Consider the following 15645-nt stretch of genomic DNA (forward strand, 5'->3'; position numbering starts at 1 on the left):
GGGCGGCTGCCCTGGATCGTGGCAAAACTCAATGCTCGTCCTTCCGCGGTTCCCGGCTGTGGCCGGCGCCAGCTACGAATTGGCATGAGGGGTGATGGCCCCCCAAGACCCCTCCAGTGATCACCGCCCTTGTATGGCTTGGGTCACATTCAAGAGGAAACTACCACAATAACTGCTTCACGTTTCGCTCCGTTTGGTCCAGTTTCACGCCTGCAGCCAGATTGTTATGTGTAGACTGCGTCACGATTTCGACGTCGGAGGCACTGTGGCGCTTACAAAGGCCTAACGAGGACGGACTTGATCTAGGAAGATCGCATGAGGCGCGAGACGAGTTCGCCCCAGGATTCGGTGAGCCTCTTCGGTGAGATGCCGTGGACGCGTACGTCGTTGACGATTCGTTCCGGGTCCAGTGCGGAAAGCAACGACATCGCCATGACCCACGGATCTGCGATGCCTGCCTCACGCAGCAGGACCTCGATATGTCGGTGTGCAAGGACAGTGGCCGGCACGTCAAAGCGATTGCGGGCATTGGTAGCGGCCGCTTTCAGGAGCTCGCCGTTTTCCAGGACGAAGTAAATGCGGCCCTCGCCGAAGGCCCTCAGGCGTTCGCTCGGTGTCGCGCCCGGGCCCAGGGGTGGCGGACCAAACATGAAGCCGCGCTGAAATTCAGATTCAGAGTCGCTCAGGAGGGTCATCATGAGGCCGGCCCTGCTCCCGAAGCGACGGAACACGGTTCCCTTGCCAACGTGGGCTTTGCAGGCAAGCGCGTCCATAGTGAGTGCTTCCACTCCGAACTCGTCAACCAGCTCGCGGGCAGCGCAGATCAACCGCTCGCGATTCCGGGCGGCGTCGCTGCGCTCATGCGGCGGACCGAAGGGCACGTCCGGCTGGATTGGGATCGAGCTCACAAAAAACATTCTAGACCCGGGAATAGAAAGCGGACCGTGGTCCGTTTAGTATCAGTGAAGGTCCAAACGCTTACAAAGGAGACACCATGTCAAAGAGCACCGTTCTTGCCCTCGTCGGCAGCCTCCGCGCTGATTCCCACAACAAGAAGCTCGCCGAAGCCATCCAGCTGAACGCGCCGGAGAACGTAGACGTCCAGATCCACGATTCCTTGGGCACCATCCCGTTCTACAACGAGGACATCGACGTCGAAGGCCAGGTTCCCGCCGAAGCTGCAGCCCTGCGCGCTGCTGCATCCAACGCCGACACCCTTCTCCTCGTCACCCCCGAGCACAACGGCACCATGCCCGCATCGCTGAAGAACGCCATTGACTGGCTGTCCCGCCCGTACGGCGCAGGCGCCCTCAGCGGCAAGCCGACCGCCGTCGTCGGAACCGCTTTCGGCCAGTTCGGCGGAGTCTGGGCCCAGGACGAGGCCCGTAAGGCTGTTGGCATCGCCGGCGCCAAGGTCCTTGACGAGGTCAAGCTGGCTGTCCCGGGTTCCATGATCCGCTTCGCCGAACTGCACCCGAAGGATGACGCCGAGGTTGTTGAGCAGATCAAGGCCATCTTCGAGCCCCTGACTGCCGTTCAGGAAGAAGAAGCAGCAGCCTAGTTTTTCGCTATTCCTGCCCCCGCTCCGCGCCTGCGAATTCGCCGCGCGGGGTGGGGGCCTCCGCGTTAACGCTGCGTACTGGGGCGCAGCGTGATCAACTCTTGTCCGAACCGTCACCGTAGCGGCATTTTGCCGTAGGTCGCACCGGCTTACCGTTGAACTACAGGTGGACGGACAGGAGCGTGGGGCTGTCATGCGTGCCGGGCGGAGACCAGAAAGTACGACGGCGATCCCGGCTGCCTGCCTCGTTTTGAGCCTGTTGCTGGCCGGCTGCACTTCCGGCCCGGGTCCTTTGCCATCGCCCGGGGCTGCTTCGTCTGTTCCTGCAGCGGGACCATCAGGTTCGGTGAATGAAGACAATGCTGCGGAGGACGAATCTTCCGGTTCTCCGGCTGCGCCGTCAACCGAGGGCAGCACTGCGACTCGTCCAGATTCTCCAGCCCAGCCCTCCACCGGTTCGGGCGCTGGTAGCTCTGGCAGTTCTACCACGGGTACCCCTGGCATTGGGTCGGCCGAACCGCCTAAGCCACGTAACGCCGTCGAGCCTTTACCCAGCGCAACTCCAAACCCTTCACCCACACCCGTTGCTCCCGTGGCCCGGGCTGCGACCGTACCCCAGGAGGCCCTGAACCTGGGGCCGGCCGTGTACTACGTGGCAGTTGATGATGGCGGCGCCAGAGGTGTTCGATTCGGATGCAACGACAGCCTGGTGCCTGTCCGCGGCGCCTTGGCCCCCGGTGACCCTTTGACGGTAGCGCTGAGCCGCCTGCTGGAAGCTGGCATGCCTTTGGACACGAGCGCCGGCCTCTACGATTCACTGGCTAATTCCTCGCTGCGCTTCGTATCCGGCTATGTCAGCGGAGCAACAGTGGTGGTGAATCTGGAGGGGACGCTGCGGCCCGGCGGAGTGTGCGATATCCCGCGCATCGAGGCGCAGCTGACGCACACAATAGTCTCCGCCAGCGGGGCATCCCGGGCCGAGATCTACGTCAATGGCAAGACGCTGGCTGAGGCGCTGAGCCAGCGATAGCCCGTTTGGGACTGATGCCTCAGTTTTGGACTCAAGCCGTCGCTATCGCCAGTACGCGCCGCAGTGCCCAGGCCACGCGGAGCAGCGCCAGCACCGACGCGAAGGTGAGAACGAGGACAACAGCCTCAGGGATCCAGAGCCCCCTGGGACCATCGCCCTCCAGCACAACAGTGACGAGGGCAGCCACCACCAGCAGGGCAAGCCCCGGGATAGCGAACAGGAACACCTCTCCAATTTGGCGACGATGCGAGGCGGTCAGCTTCTCCAAGGGAAGCTCGCGCTGCCCCGGCGCGGCCTTTTTGCCGAGCACGTTGATAAGCATGGAGACGCTGGTGAGTGTAAGGCCGGCTGTAGCGCCAGCCAACGTGGCGAGGGTCTGGAACAGTGTTCGGCGGGCACCTGAATCGACGCCCTCCAGCATCAATGGCTGCCTTGAGAGCAATGCCAGGCCAAGCCACAACAAGACGGCAACAACTGCCCACGCGTAATCTGCGGGCGGGTGCAGCAGAAACCACCGCCAAACCGGCCTGCGGCGACCGGTGCGCCCTACGTCAACCTCGTACAAGCTCATGTTCCGCGCTGCCTTCTGATTCCTCCGTCGGCTTGCCGCCCCCACGCTCCTCTTTTATTGCGGCCGCCAGGGCCTGCCGCACCGCGGCCACCCCTCCCGCGACGATGTCCGGCACCGAGCCGGAGTCCGCGGAGCCCTTGATTTCCGGGAGTGTCAGGGCGAAGAAGGCCTCGTTATCCCTGGCCTGTTTGCCGAGGATGGAGATGGCCTCAGCCGTGGACTTCCGGGGATCGTTGAACACATCAGGGTCTACTTCGATGTGCGAGATGAAACGCTCCTTCAGGAGATCGACAACCTCGCGGTCGCCGGTCAGGGAATCTTTGCCCTCGGCCACGACGTAGTCGAAGTGCTCAACGGATCCCGCCCTGCGGAACAGATCAATGAGTTGCTGGATTCGGTCCCGGATCCGTTGCTTGTCCTCGGCCCTTCCCGAACGGCCCACGCTGAGGGAAATCCGGAACGTTCCCTGGTTCATGAGGCGCGAGGCGCTGTCCAGGACGTCAGCCCACTCGCCTTCCATCAGCTTCCCCGAGAGGCGTTCAGCAGGAAGCGCGAACTCGAAGCGAGTCACCTCAAGCCTATTAAGGATCTCCTCGATATCCTCGCGGACCACCGGAACCAATCCCAGCCCAAGCCCCAACATGCCCTCCAGGTACTCCGCCATCCTGGAAGCCCGTGGGCCATTGCCGCTGGTCAACACGGCGATGACGTTCCGTTTCAGGAAGGCAAAGTAGGTGGTTTCCAGAAGATGGTCACCCGGCGCCAAGGGCAGCGGCTTGCGGCGTCCAAGCGCATCCCCCACGCTGGGCAGGTTGGTATCGCGAACCCGATCCAGGAGGATAACCGGATGCGGCGAAAGTGATGCACTTTGAGCAACCAACACCGTGCCATCCACGCTGACGAAGTGCCGGTCGGTCCCAGCCTCTTGTGCCTTCTTGAGTACCTCGGCTACCCGGCGCGCCGGAAACGGGCGCCGCAGATCATCGCCATTAAGTTGCTCAATGCGCCAGAACTGCACGCTGCGTCTTGCCATCCGCCCTCCCCTACTTGCGGCCCTTTGCTACTGATTCCAAGCTAATGGCGAGGTCAGACATTAATGCCGGGTTCCGCCGTCGTGCGCTTTATTCTGTCCGCAAACCGGGCGGCATCACGGCCTGTATTTGGGTCCCTGCGCGAAGAGCGCGTCCATCTCATCGTGGCTGCGCGTGCCCGCCAATCCTGCCCAGTTGCCGTCGCCCAGGATCTCCTTCGCCACCCGTGCCACCTTCGCGTAGGCAGCTTTCGCCGTGTTGCCACCGATGCTGATCCGCCGTATCCCGGCGTCGTGAAGTTCGAGCGGGGACGGTGCGCCTACCCCGGCTAGTGCATTAAGGGGCGCAGGGATCTTGCTGGAGAGTTCATGCAGGACGTGAAGGTCCAGGACTCCGGGAACGAAGATGCCGTCCGCGCCTGCCGTGAGGTAGGACTCGGCACGGCGCAGGGTTTCGTCGTAGGCGTCGTCCGGATACTGTCCCGACAGGTAAGTGTCCGTGCGGGCATTGATGAACAACGGGATCCCGCGCTCGTCCGCCACTGCGCGGATCAAGGCGATGCGCCGCGACTGTTCATTGATCTCCGTCAGTGGCTCAGCAGCCGAGTCCTCGATATTGATTCCTACCGCGCCTGTATCCAGCACTCCGTGCACGGTTGCCCTGAGTTCATCGTCCGTGCGCCCGTAGCCCGTTTCGATGTCTGCGGTCACCGGCAGGGTGGTTGCCCCTGCCACGCGCCCCAATGCCGCCATCGCCAGCCCCCACGGCACATGATCGCCGTCCCGGAAGCCCAGGCTCCAGGAAACCGCCGAACTGGAGGTGGCAATCGCCGTTGCGCCAGCCTCTTGAACAACGCGGGCAGAAGCAGCATCCCAGACGTTCACCAGGACGAGCGGTGTGGGCCCGGCGTCGTGAAGCTTGTGGAAGAGTTCGGCTTTGGTCACGGATCCCCTGTGCAGTGTCATAGCTACATTCCAGCCCCTAGCGTTCCCGGCGTAAAGGAAACCCGACAAACGCGGGCATTCTTGGAAACATATGTTGCCTCATTAGCAACCTTCAGGAGTATCCTGTCTCTGTGACCCACGAAACATTGGATGCCGGCACCAAGCTGCCCGCTGAAGCCATCGACGCCATTGAGCGGGCCGCCACGGCCGCCGCCCACCCGCACGAGGAATTGTTCTCCGCGCGGGCCGCCAATATCAAACAGTCCGCTGTACGCGACGTCTTCGATATCTCGATGCGGCCCGGCCTTGTCTCGCTCGCCGGCGGCAACCCCTACCTGCAGTCGCTGCCACTGGAAAAGCTTGGCCAGACCGCGGCCAGGATCATTTCCGAGGAGGGCATGACCGCACTCCAATACGGCGGAGGCCAGGGGACCGCGGAACTCCGCCAACAGATCTGCACGATCATGGCGGCCGAAGGCATCACGGACGCACAGCCAGAGAACATCGTGATCACGGCAGGTTCCCAGTCGGCACAGGATGTGGCCACCAAAGTCTTCTGCAATCCCGGCGATGTGGTCCTCGTTGAAAACCCCACCTACGTTGGGGCCCTGAATACTTTCGAGGCTTACCAAGTGCAGGTGGAGCCCATTGAAATGGACGACGACGGCCTGGTACCTGAGCTGCTCGAAGCCAGGATCGCCGCACTTCAGGCAGAGGGCAAAAGCATCAAGTTCCTCTACACGATCCCCAACTTCAACAACCCCTCGGGCATCACCCTGGCAGAAGCGCGCCGGCAACGAATCGTTGATATATGCCGCAATGCGAATATTATCGTCCTTGAGGACAATCCCTACGGCCTACTGCGGTTTGACGGCCATCCGATCGCGCCGATGCGGGCCGCGAATGCAGACGACGTTATCTACCTGGGGTCCTTCTCCAAGATCTTCGCGCCGGGTCTTCGCATCGGCTGGGCCCTGGTGCCCGCCCATCTGCAGCGTCGTTTCTACCTGGCCTCCGAAGCCGTCACGCTATGCCCACCCCCTCTGAACCAAATGCTTGTATCCGCATATCTGCGTGACTACGACTGGCGGGGGCAAATTGAAACCTATCGCGGCCTCTACGAAGAACGCTGCAAGGCCCTGCTCTCCGCCTTGGACGAATACATGCCAGCCGGGCTCTCGTGGACGCGCCCCGAGGGTGGGTTCTTCGTCTGGGTCACGCTTCCCCAAGGCGTGGACACCTACCCCTTGTTGAAAATGGCCATCGACGCAGGGGTTGTCTTCATCCCCGGCGCCGCATTCTCGCCGGCAGACGGACCCTCCAACAAGCTCCGCCTGGCCTTCAGCGCTGTACCGCCGGATACGATTGCCGAAGGCGTACGCCGTCTGGCCCCTGTTCTGGCAGAGGCCATCAAAGCCACCACTGAAGGAGCAGCACTATGACCGGGGTTGTCATTGTAGGAGTAGACGGCAGCGAGACGGCGATGAGGGCGGCCAAGGCCGCCCAGCAACTGGCCATCGGGATTGGCGCCAGTCTTCGCGTGGTGAGCGCTTTCGATAGCAACAAGACCGAGGTAGTTGAGATCGGGACGGACAAATGGATCGTGTCCGACGCCGCCGAAGCCGAGGCTGTGGCCCGCACCGTGGCGGAGCGCCTGACTGACGAGCGTCTGGAGGTAACGTACTCAGCCGCCCGTGGCAAGCCCGGCGAAGCCTTGGTCAAGGAAGCAGAAATGCTCGATGCCCGGCTGATCGTGGTGGGCAACAGGCGGATGCAAGGCCTTGGCCGGGTCCTCGGAAGCGTTGCCAACACGGTGGCCCACAATGCTCCTTGCGATGTCTACATCGCCAAGACCGACCAACCGTAAGCGATCTGAATCACGCCGCCGGGTGGGGAGCCTCACCCGGCATTTGGCGTGATTTCGCCCTGCCCTCTGAAGTCATCGTTATAAAATTGAGATGCCCCCAATGGCGTGAGCCATCCTCCATCAACTGACTTCAGGGGACTTTCTCTTGCTTACTTTGCAGCCGCGCCAGCGCGTCGGACACGACATCCTGCTTGCCCGCCACGGCAACAGCATCAGCACGATGCGTTTTGACCGCGCCAACGACCGCATCATCGCGATGCTCGACGACGGCTCCTGGGACAGCGCCCCCAATATGATTTCCCCGAGCCTGAACATGCCGGAGACTTTCGGAAGCATCATGCGTAAGGACTGGCGCTTCCTCTCCCTTGCCTGCGTCGCAATGATCACCTTCGCGGCCATGGCCATGGGCATCAGCGTGGAGATGGCAAACCACATGTCCACCACGGAACTTCAGGCATTGCTGGTTAACTACCCCGCGTTCTAGGCAAGGCAGCAAACCGTTCCAGGCCGGCACCAAACCGTTCCAGGCAGGGCACCAAACCGTTCCAGGCAGGGCACCAAACAGCGGCCCCTCAGAGCATCCATTCCCGCAGCAGCCACCAGAAGCCTGCGATGAAGATGCCGCCGAACAAGGAACCTGCAACAACCTGCCCGAGCGTGTGGGCGCGCAGCACGACCCGCGACCATCCCACCGCCGGCACTATGACCAGCAAAGGCAGCCAGGCCGGCCCGAACATCAACGCCACAATGACCGCAGCTGCGGCGATGGCCGACGCGTGACCACTCATTTTCCAAAAAGCGCTCACCACCGCCAGGACGGCAATGCCTCCGATCAGGGCGATGATCATCAGTGAAACGCTCACCGGACCCTTGATCAGCTGCAGCACCGCGAGGCCTGCCAGCACAGAAATCAATGCAAGCAGCAGCAGCGCGGGCCGCTGCCGGCGGTCGCTGACATGATGATCCGTGATCCTGCCCAGCTTTATCATCACCAGCACGTACGCCAACGGCAGGATGCAGACGAACAGTGCCCCCAGCAGCCCGAAGCCCATGGACCCGGGAAAGCCGGGTTCGATAGCCGGGCTGATTAACAGCAGTGCCGTCACTACGATGGGCGGCTGGAAGGCCTCCGTCAGAACCCTGGCAACCGTGCGCCAAGGTCCTGACAACATCCGGGCAGGCACGTGACCGGGTTTGTCGGCCGCCACGTCGGTGTTCGGCCTTGCGGCCAGGCGGGCAGTCGACGTCCGATCAGTCAAGCAACAATGCCGGTTCTTCAAGAATGGCGGCGACATCAGCCATGAAGCGTGCCGAGAGGTCGCCGTCGACGACGCGGTGGTCAAACGAACCACCCAAGGTGGTGATCCACCGCGGAATCACTTCCCCGTCCAGGACCCAGGGCTTCTGCTTGATGGTTCCGAACGCAATAATGGCAACCTCGCCCGGATTAATGATGGGCGTACCCGTGTCAATGCCGAGGGCGCCGACGTTGGTGATGGTCAGGCTACCGCCCTGCATCTCGGCCGGCTGCGTCTTGCCCGCCCGGGCCTTGGTGGCGAGATCGTTCAGGGCAAGGGCCAACTCCTTGAGGGAGAGGTCCTGGGCGTCCTTGATGTTGGGCACCATCAAGCCACGCGGTGTCGCAGCCGCAATGCCCAGGTTCATGAAGTGCTTGATCTGGATCTCTGCACCGCCATTGCCATCAGCGTTGTCCACCCATGTGGCGTTGACACTGGGGTTCCGCGCCGCAGCCCAGATGACAGCCTTGGCCAAAATAAGCAGCGGGGACACCTTGATCCCCTCGAAGTCCCGCGAAACCTTCAGCCGCTTGACGAACTCCATGGTCCGGCTCGCATCCACATCAACAAAGATGCTGACGTGCGGTGCCGTGAACGCGGATTCCACCATGGCCTTGGCAGTTGCTTTACGCACTCCCTTCACAGGAACGCGCTCGATCCTCTGATCCTGCGGCTTCTTTGAAGCACCCCAGAAAGACTCCGCCTGGTCAAGTTCAGCATCCCGCTGCGCCTGGTAGCTGACCAGGTCCTCGCGGGTTACCTCGCCGCGCTGTCCCGTGGCCACGACGTCGGCAAGGTCAATGCCGAGATCCCGGGCGAACTTGCGCACTGGCGGCTTCGCCAGGACTTTGTTGACGAGGCCGCTGATGGTACCGCTGATCGCGGCACCGCGCGATGCTGCGCTCTGTGGCGCAGAAACTCCCGGCGCTGTTGCTTCCGGCGTTTGGGTGACCGGCGTTTCAGTGACCGGCGTTTGGGTGACGGGCGCGACGGCGGCGCGTGCCGGCGTCGGGCGGTGAGGCCCCGGCGTCTGGGCTGCCTGGGCGGCCAGAACCGCTTGGTGGTCCTGAACTGTCCCTTCGGCACTTTCGGCGACCGTAACTGCCTCGACCGCCGCGCCGGTCGGACGCTTACGCGCGCGGCGCTTCACGGCGTCGGCCTTGGGGCCGGAGCCCACGAGCGGTCCGCCTGCCGGCCCATTCTCACCGCTGTCCGTATCAACAGGAAGCTTGCCGTAGAGGGGAGCTTCGACCGCGGGAGCAGCCGTCGGAGCCTGGGACGCGGGCGATGCATCCCCGGGCTGATTGTCCGAAACGGCAATAATGGCAGTGCCGACCTCCACCGTGATGCCTTCTTCGACCAACAACTCGGTTACCGTGCCGGCGAAGGGCGAAGGAAGCTCAACGAGCGATTTGGCTGTCTCGATCTCGCACAGGACATCGTTGATGGCAACGGTGTCGCCGGGCTTGACCTTCCAAGCCACTACCTCGGCCTCGGTCAGGCCTTCGCCGACGTCCGGCAAGTTGAATTTCTTTACAGTCACAGTGGTCCTCGATTTCCGTCTGCCCGGCTGTGAAGCTGGACTGGATCAGGGCGGTTTAGTAAGCCAGGGAGCGGTCGAGCGCTTCGAGGATCTTGTCGATGTCCGGCAAGTAGTCCTCTTCAACCTTGGCCACGGGATACGGCATGTGGAAACCGCCAACGCGGATCACCGGGGCTTCAAGGTGAAGGAAAGCCCGCTCGCTGATGCGGGCGGCAATCTCTCCACCGATACCGCCGAAGGTGGGGGCTTCGTGGGCGACGATCAGACGGCCGGTCTTCTTGACCGATGCCTCAACCGTGTCAAAGTCCAAAGGCGAGATCGAGCGGAGGTCGATGACCTCAATGCTACGTCCATCCTCGATGGCGGCGTCTGCAGCAGCGAGTGCAACCGGAACCAGCGGCCCGTAAGCCACAATCGTGGCGTCAGTACCTTCGCGGACCACATGAGCCTTGAATGGGCCCTCGGATAGACCCGCGTTCTCGACATCCACCTCGCCCTTGAGCCAGTAACGGCGCTTGGGCTCGAAGAAGATCACGGGGTCCTGGCACTCAATGGCTTTCTGGATCATCCAGTAAGCGTCGTGGGCGTTGGAGGGCGAGATGATACGCAGGCCGGCTGTGTGGGCGAATAACGCCTCCGGCGACTCGGAGTGGTGCTCGATGGAACCGATGCCGCCGCCGTACGGGATCCGAATAACCACAGGCACAGTCAGGCGGCCGTGGCTGCGGGCATGGATCTTGGCCAACTGGGTGGTGATCTGGTTGAAGGCCGGATATACGAACCCATCGAACTGGATTTCGCACACCGGCGCATAGCCGCGCAAGGCCAGCCCAATTGCCGTTCCAACAATGCCGGACTCTGCCAACGGGCTGTCGACTACGCGGTCGGCCCCGAATTCCTTGATAAGTCCATCCGTCACCCGATAAACGCCGCCAAGGTGCCCGATGTCCTCGCCCATCAGGAGGGACTTGGGGTTACTCTTCAGCGATGCGCGGAGACCCTCGTTGATGGCCTTTGCAATGGTCATGGTTGCCATCAGTTGGCTGCCTCCTGGTCCGTTTCGAAGCCTGCCGAGTATTCCTCGAACCACGCCTGTTCCTCCGCAATCAGCGGGTGTGCTTCGGCGTAAACGTTGGCGAAGGAATCGCGGATGTCCGGCACCTCGAGGCCGTGCGTGGTGCTGCGGACGTACTTTGCCAGTTCGTCGCCGTCAGCCTGCACCTGCTCGAAGAAGGCTTCATCGGCGAGCCCTTCCGTCCTCAGGTACTTCTCCAGCCGGTCCAGGGGGTCCTTCTCCCGCCATGCGGCCTCTTCGGCCAGTTCGCGGTACTTGGTGGGGTCGTCAGCAGTCGTGTGTGCACCAACCCGATAGGTGTAAGCCTCAATAAGCACAGGGCCCCGACCCTCGCGGGCATGCTCAAGGGCCCATTCAGTGACGGCATGCACGGCAATAACGTCGTTGCCATCCACACGGATTCCCGGGAATCCGTAGCCCTTGGCGCGGTTGGCCAACGGGACCTTGGTCTGGACTTCGGTGGGAACGGAGATGGCCCAGTGGTTGTTCTGGCAGAAGAAGACGACCGGAGCGTCATACGAGGCCGCGAAAACCATTGATTCGTGGACGTCGCCTTCGGAACTGGCGCCGTCACCGAAGTAGGCAACGACTGCAGCCTTGGGGTCATTGGAATCGCTGGCGAGCGCCAGCTTCTGGTCCCGCTGGATACCCATGGCGTAGCCCACTGCGTGCAGCGTCTGTGCGGCGAGGACCAGCGTGTAGAGGTGGAAGTTGTTCTCGCGCGGGTCCCACCCTCCGTTGGAGACTCCGCGGAACTGCTTCAGCAATTCCGCAAGGTCGACGTTGCGCACCAGCGCGACGCCGTGCTCACGGTACGTGGGGAAAATGTAATCCTGGGGCTGGCTGGCGTGAGCCGAGCCGATCTGGGCCGCCTCTTGACCGGTCAGCGGCACCCACAAAGCGAGTTCGCCTTGGCGCTGCAGGGCGGTGGCTTCCTGGTCAAAGCGCCGGATCCTGGCCATATCCGCATAGAAGACGCGGAGCTTTTCGGGGTCGATCCGCTTGGCATAGTCAGAGAAGACGGGATCGGTGCCTAGCTTTCCGTCAGGGCCGAGCAACTGGACCATCTCTACGGGTTCACCTGAGGCAGCTACTGCTGCTGAGGTTGCCGCCAGAGTTTCATCGGTCCCGGGGGGCAGTTGTGTCGAGCCCATTCCGTCTCCTTGCTTGCCGCGGCTTGTGCCTGGGCAATGTCTGTCGCTGGGATATATGCCCATTCCGGAATGCATTCCGGAATGGGCATATATTTTGGCTTTCGTCCTTACTTTATCGGCAGTAAGTAGCGTAGGCGCATTTGTTAACCGCTAGGAACCGTGCGGAGCCTTTGTATAACCTGCACAGAGTTTGAGGAAGCGCGTATTGGCTTCCACTTCGCCGATACTGACCCGAACCCCCTCATTTCCGAAGGCACGGACAGACAAGGCTTGCTCGGCGGCCAACGCCGCAAATTCGGCACTGTTTTCACCCAGGTTCAACCAAACGAAGTTTCCCTGGGCTTCCGGTACGAACCACCCAAGATCACGGAGACCTGAAGTGACGCGGTCCCTCTCATCCACCAGGCTTTGTACCCTTTCCACAACCTGATCGAAATTCTCGATGGATGTGATGGCGGCGCGTTCTGCAATTTGCGATACCGCGAACGGTGTTGCTGTGACGCGAAGGTGCTGGGTGAGCTGGGGGCCGGAAACACTGTAGCCAACACGCAGCCCGGCCAAGCCATGGGCTTTGGAGAAGGTCCTCAGCACCACAACATTGGGGTATTTCCGGTAGAGCTTGATTCCGTCTACGGCAGCTTGGTCGCGGACGAACTCCTGGTATGCCTCATCAATAACCACCACCACGTTGGGCGGCACCGACTGAATGAAGCGCTCTGTTTCCTCGGCGGTAAGGATGGGCCCCGTGGGGTTGTTCGGAGTGCAGAGCAAGATCACCTTGGTGCGCACCGTGACTGCCGCGGCCATCGTTTCGAGGTCGTGACGGCCGTCCGGAAGCAACGGGATTTGCACGCTGGCGGCCCCTGCAAGGCCCACACAGATGGGGTAAGCCTCGAACGAGCGCCAGGCATAGATCACTTCATCCGACTTGCCGTCATCGTTCTGGCCAGCAAAGGTGGCAAGAATTTGGTTCAGTGCACCCAGGCTGCCTGCACCCGTGACGACGTCGTCAGCCGGTACATCCAGGAAATCGGCCAAGGCATTGCGCAGCTTGGTTGCAAGGGGATCGGGGTAGCGGTTGATATCAGACTGGTCTGCGATGGCCTGCAACACTGCAGGGATCGGAGGCAGCGGGTTTTCATTGGACGACAATTTGTAGCTGGTGAGGCCCTCAATCGCAGCGGGGGGTTTACCAGCCGCGTACTTGGGGAGCCTGTCCACGACCGGTCGAGGGAGTACCCCCTCCGGTGCGTTGTCAGTAGTAGTCATGACTTCAAGCCTACTTGCACCCCTACGGCGTTTGGGGTGTTCGGGAGCCAACCAAGATCCATCATTCCTCCTCATCGAGCTACCTGTCTCCAGTGATGCCTCAGCTGGGCCACAGACGAGTGTGAAACCATGGGCGCATGGGTTCATTCATCGTTCGCGTCCTCATCAATGGTCTAGCTCTGTGGATCGCCAGTTGGCTGTTGGAGGGTCTGGAGATCTCCTCGTCTGCCACAGAAAAAGCGGCAGCCAACGCTGGGATCACCCAAGGCGCCGACGCAGCGGGCATCGTCGTGGCCTATCTCTTCATTGGCCTGATTTTTGGGGTGGTCAACGCGTTCGTGCGGCCACTGGTCAAGATTCTGTCCCTCCCCGTAACCATCCTGACCCTGGGGCTGTTCACCATCATCATCAATGCGGCAATGCTGTACCTGACCGCTTGGCTGAGCAGCTTCACCCCGGTGCACCTCACCATTGACTCGTTCTTCTGGACAGCGATCCTCGCCTCGATCATCATCAGCATCATCAGCATGGTGGCCGGCCTTATCCCAGGTGCCCGCAAGCGCTAGAGTTGCTCTCACCGCGCGCCGGCCGTAGATCTACTCTCCGGAAGATGGGGATTCTGCAGGATCTGCCTTTTGTCCGGCAAGGGTGACCGTTCCAGCTTGAAGTGCGTCACCCGGGCCGTGCCTCCCACACCCACAACACCCGCGAAGGCTGCACTGGAAGCTGCAAGTGACGGATCCTGGCTCGCTGTGACCAGTTCGGCGCCTGCGGCGTAGTTCTCCAAGCGGTGACCCGGCCCCAGGCCAGGGTCTTCCCCTTCCGGCGTTTTGACTTCGTTGTTCAGCGTTACCGTAACCCTGTCCTTCGTATCAGGATTCACCCGGCCATCGGTTCCCGGGACGAAGTCCTGGATATGCTCCAAGTGCAACGTACTGATTCCGGGTTCCGGGCTGATACCGCCAACGGGCGCCCCAGCCGTCAGGACGTACTTGAGGTCGAATTCGCTCAGGAATGCCTTGTTCTGACTGAGGTTCATGGCATGTGCACCTCCTTGACTGTGCCCGACTGCCACCACTTGGTCGCCGGCTTCAGCGCCGGCTTCCCTCAACGCCTGGCCAATGGCCGGGACCACTTCTTCAGAGTCGTAGCCGAGCGCTTCGCCAACTCCCGGTATGTCGAAAGGATTGGAATCCGGCGCATCGGGTTGTGTTCCCGGAATCAACACCATCCAGGAGGCTGAGCCATCGCGGTCCAGCTGGATGATCTCAATTTCGCCATCGCCCCGGGCATGGAGGCTTTCGAGTCGCCGGATGCTCTGCGCCATGGATGGATCCACTTGCTCGATCGACTCGTCGATCTTCTCGATGGTTACCGGGCGCGGCCTCAGTCTGGGGACAAGGGGTGACTGCAGCAGTCCACGCATGATGCCCCGCGCCCCCATCCCCGGTGGAATGATGCTTGTGACCACGTTGTGCGTGATGTCCCGGCCAGGTACCCAGGGTGCACCTGACATCTTCATCTCATCAAGCGCCAACATCCGCGGGAAAAGGTTCTTGACCTCTGTTTGGACGTAATCGTGATGACTGGAACGCACGCTCGCACTGATCCCGACCAATTCCTGACGCACCCTGCCTACCTCCCCCCTGCTTTCAGCAACGGCGTCGATAGCGGCACAACCTGAGGCGTACGAGTCGTAAAGGTAAGGCCCCAGATCAGCCTGCACGGCACGGGCTTCTGATTCCACCCCGATGAGTTGCTGGACCAAATCGTCAAGCAGTGCCGCTCCACGCAGGAGCTCTTCCAACTGGCAGGACACTCCTCCCACTCCCCCACGGATGCTGAGGATCCCATCCGGGGCTGGCGCTGTGGGTTGAGGGGCCGAACCCGCGCCGATTGGAGCAACATCAGCCATCAGTGCCCCCTCCCACCGGAGACCGAGACGTTCTGGGAATGACGGAGGACCGAGGCGGCTGCGTCTTCCAGTGATTCGCGTGCCCGCATTAACGCAGACGCATGAAGGGCGATGGTTGTCCTGTAAGCACTTCCGGCGGGAGACTGCCACTCTTCCAACTGGGTCCGCCGCAAAGTTGCCAGGACAACGTCCGTTTGATCCACACAGGACTTGATTCGCCAGGCGAGCCTCTGGACTTCATGGCTGCGCGAGGCACACTCCAGGGGATCGAAAATAGGTGGGTTGGCTGCAGGCATCAAGCTGACGCTCATGTCCGTGTACTCCATTGATTGTTCTGCTGATCGGTAGGTATGACGCTACGGAGCGGGGGAACCGGGCGGAAGCGCA

Annotated in this window: 17 protein-coding genes; 6 read left to right on the forward strand and 11 right to left on the reverse strand. The window is 61.8% G+C overall.

Annotated features, from left to right (window positions below; genetic code table 11):
• Window positions 1–302 precede the first annotated feature (302 nt).
• Complete coding sequence (locus tag LDN75_RS22660) at window positions 303–908, reverse strand: TetR/AcrR family transcriptional regulator (RefSeq protein ID WP_223934917.1); 606 nt, start codon at window positions 906–908, stop codon at window positions 303–305.
• 86 nt (window positions 909–994) lie between these two features.
• Here LDN75_RS22660 and LDN75_RS22665 point away from each other — a divergent pair, with 86 nt between their 5' ends.
• Both LDN75_RS22665 and LDN75_RS22670 read left to right on the forward strand, forming a co-directional pair.
• Window positions 995–1561: an NAD(P)H-dependent oxidoreductase gene (locus LDN75_RS22665; protein ID WP_223934918.1), complete on the forward strand. Its 567-nt coding sequence runs from the start codon at window positions 995–997 to the stop codon at window positions 1559–1561.
• A gap of 346 nt (window positions 1562–1907) precedes the next feature.
• The gene (locus LDN75_RS22670) at window positions 1908–2591 is read left to right on the forward strand and encodes a GerMN domain-containing protein (RefSeq protein ID WP_223934919.1); all 684 of its coding nucleotides are present in this window, start codon (window positions 1908–1910) and stop codon (window positions 2589–2591) included.
• A gap of 31 nt (window positions 2592–2622) precedes the next feature.
• Here LDN75_RS22670 and LDN75_RS22675 read toward each other — a convergent pair whose 3' ends face one another.
• From LDN75_RS22675 to LDN75_RS22685, 3 genes are all read right to left on the reverse strand, one after another.
• Window positions 2623–3162: a hypothetical protein gene (locus LDN75_RS22675; protein WP_223934920.1), complete on the reverse strand. Its 540-nt coding sequence runs from the start codon at window positions 3160–3162 to the stop codon at window positions 2623–2625.
• The gene (locus LDN75_RS22680; protein ID WP_223934921.1) at window positions 3143–4195 is read right to left on the reverse strand and encodes a hypothetical protein; all 1053 of its coding nucleotides are present in this window, start codon (window positions 4193–4195) and stop codon (window positions 3143–3145) included. Before LDN75_RS22680 ends, LDN75_RS22675 begins: the two co-directional genes overlap by 20 nt.
• 114 nt (window positions 4196–4309) lie before the next feature.
• The gene (locus LDN75_RS22685; RefSeq protein ID WP_223934922.1) at window positions 4310–5158 is read right to left on the reverse strand and encodes an isocitrate lyase/phosphoenolpyruvate mutase family protein; all 849 of its coding nucleotides are present in this window, start codon (window positions 5156–5158) and stop codon (window positions 4310–4312) included.
• Between the two features lie 110 nt (window positions 5159–5268).
• On the opposite strand from LDN75_RS22685, the gene LDN75_RS22690 reads away from it, so the two are divergent.
• The 3 genes from LDN75_RS22690 to LDN75_RS22700 all read left to right on the forward strand — a co-directional run bounded on the left by LDN75_RS22690 (window position 5269) and on the right by LDN75_RS22700 (window position 7488).
• Complete coding sequence (locus LDN75_RS22690) at window positions 5269–6579, forward strand: PLP-dependent aminotransferase family protein (protein ID WP_223934923.1); 1311 nt, start codon at window positions 5269–5271, stop codon at window positions 6577–6579.
• Entirely contained in the window at window positions 6576–7004 is a 429-nt protein-coding gene (locus LDN75_RS22695; protein ID WP_223934924.1) for a universal stress protein, read from the forward strand. The genes LDN75_RS22690 and LDN75_RS22695 overlap by 4 nt, the downstream gene beginning before the upstream one ends.
• 145 nt (window positions 7005–7149) lie before the next feature.
• Window positions 7150–7488: a hypothetical protein gene (locus tag LDN75_RS22700; RefSeq protein ID WP_223934925.1), complete on the forward strand. Its 339-nt coding sequence runs from the start codon at window positions 7150–7152 to the stop codon at window positions 7486–7488.
• Between the two features lie 88 nt (window positions 7489–7576).
• On the opposite strand, the gene LDN75_RS22705 is transcribed toward LDN75_RS22700, so the two are convergent.
• From LDN75_RS22705 to LDN75_RS22725, 5 genes are all read right to left on the reverse strand, one after another.
• Complete coding sequence (locus LDN75_RS22705) at window positions 7577–8173, reverse strand: phosphatase PAP2 family protein (RefSeq protein ID WP_223937669.1); 597 nt, start codon at window positions 8171–8173, stop codon at window positions 7577–7579.
• Between the two features lie 82 nt (window positions 8174–8255).
• Complete coding sequence (locus LDN75_RS22710; RefSeq protein ID WP_223934926.1) at window positions 8256–9845, reverse strand: dihydrolipoamide acetyltransferase family protein; 1590 nt, start codon at window positions 9843–9845, stop codon at window positions 8256–8258.
• Window positions 9846–9900: 55 nt separating this feature from the next.
• On the reverse strand, window positions 9901–10881 hold the full coding sequence (locus LDN75_RS22715; protein WP_223934927.1) for an alpha-ketoacid dehydrogenase subunit beta: 981 nt from the start codon (window positions 10879–10881) through the stop codon (window positions 9901–9903).
• Window positions 10881–12074: a pyruvate dehydrogenase (acetyl-transferring) E1 component subunit alpha gene (pdhA, locus tag LDN75_RS22720; RefSeq protein ID WP_223934928.1), complete on the reverse strand. Its 1194-nt coding sequence runs from the start codon at window positions 12072–12074 to the stop codon at window positions 10881–10883. Before pdhA ends, LDN75_RS22715 begins: the two co-directional genes overlap by 1 nt.
• 150 nt (window positions 12075–12224) lie before the next feature.
• Complete coding sequence (locus tag LDN75_RS22725; protein ID WP_223934929.1) at window positions 12225–13343, reverse strand: histidinol-phosphate transaminase; 1119 nt, start codon at window positions 13341–13343, stop codon at window positions 12225–12227.
• Between the two features lie 137 nt (window positions 13344–13480).
• On the opposite strand from LDN75_RS22725, the gene LDN75_RS22730 reads away from it, so the two are divergent.
• Window positions 13481–13909: a phage holin family protein gene (locus tag LDN75_RS22730; protein ID WP_223934930.1), complete on the forward strand. Its 429-nt coding sequence runs from the start codon at window positions 13481–13483 to the stop codon at window positions 13907–13909.
• An 8-nt stretch (window positions 13910–13917) separates the two neighbouring features.
• On the opposite strand, the gene LDN75_RS22735 is transcribed toward LDN75_RS22730, so the two are convergent.
• Complete coding sequence (locus LDN75_RS22735; protein WP_223934931.1) at window positions 13918–15258, reverse strand: hypothetical protein; 1341 nt, start codon at window positions 15256–15258, stop codon at window positions 13918–13920.
• Window positions 15258–15569, reverse strand: a complete 312-nt coding sequence (locus LDN75_RS22740) for a hypothetical protein (protein WP_223934932.1) — start codon at window positions 15567–15569, stop codon at window positions 15258–15260. Before LDN75_RS22740 ends, LDN75_RS22735 begins: the two co-directional genes overlap by 1 nt.
• Window positions 15570–15645 lie beyond the last annotated feature (76 nt).

This window comes from Arthrobacter sp. StoSoilB5 (assembly GCF_019977235.1).
Lineage (GTDB): Bacteria > Actinomycetota > Actinomycetes > Actinomycetales > Micrococcaceae > Arthrobacter.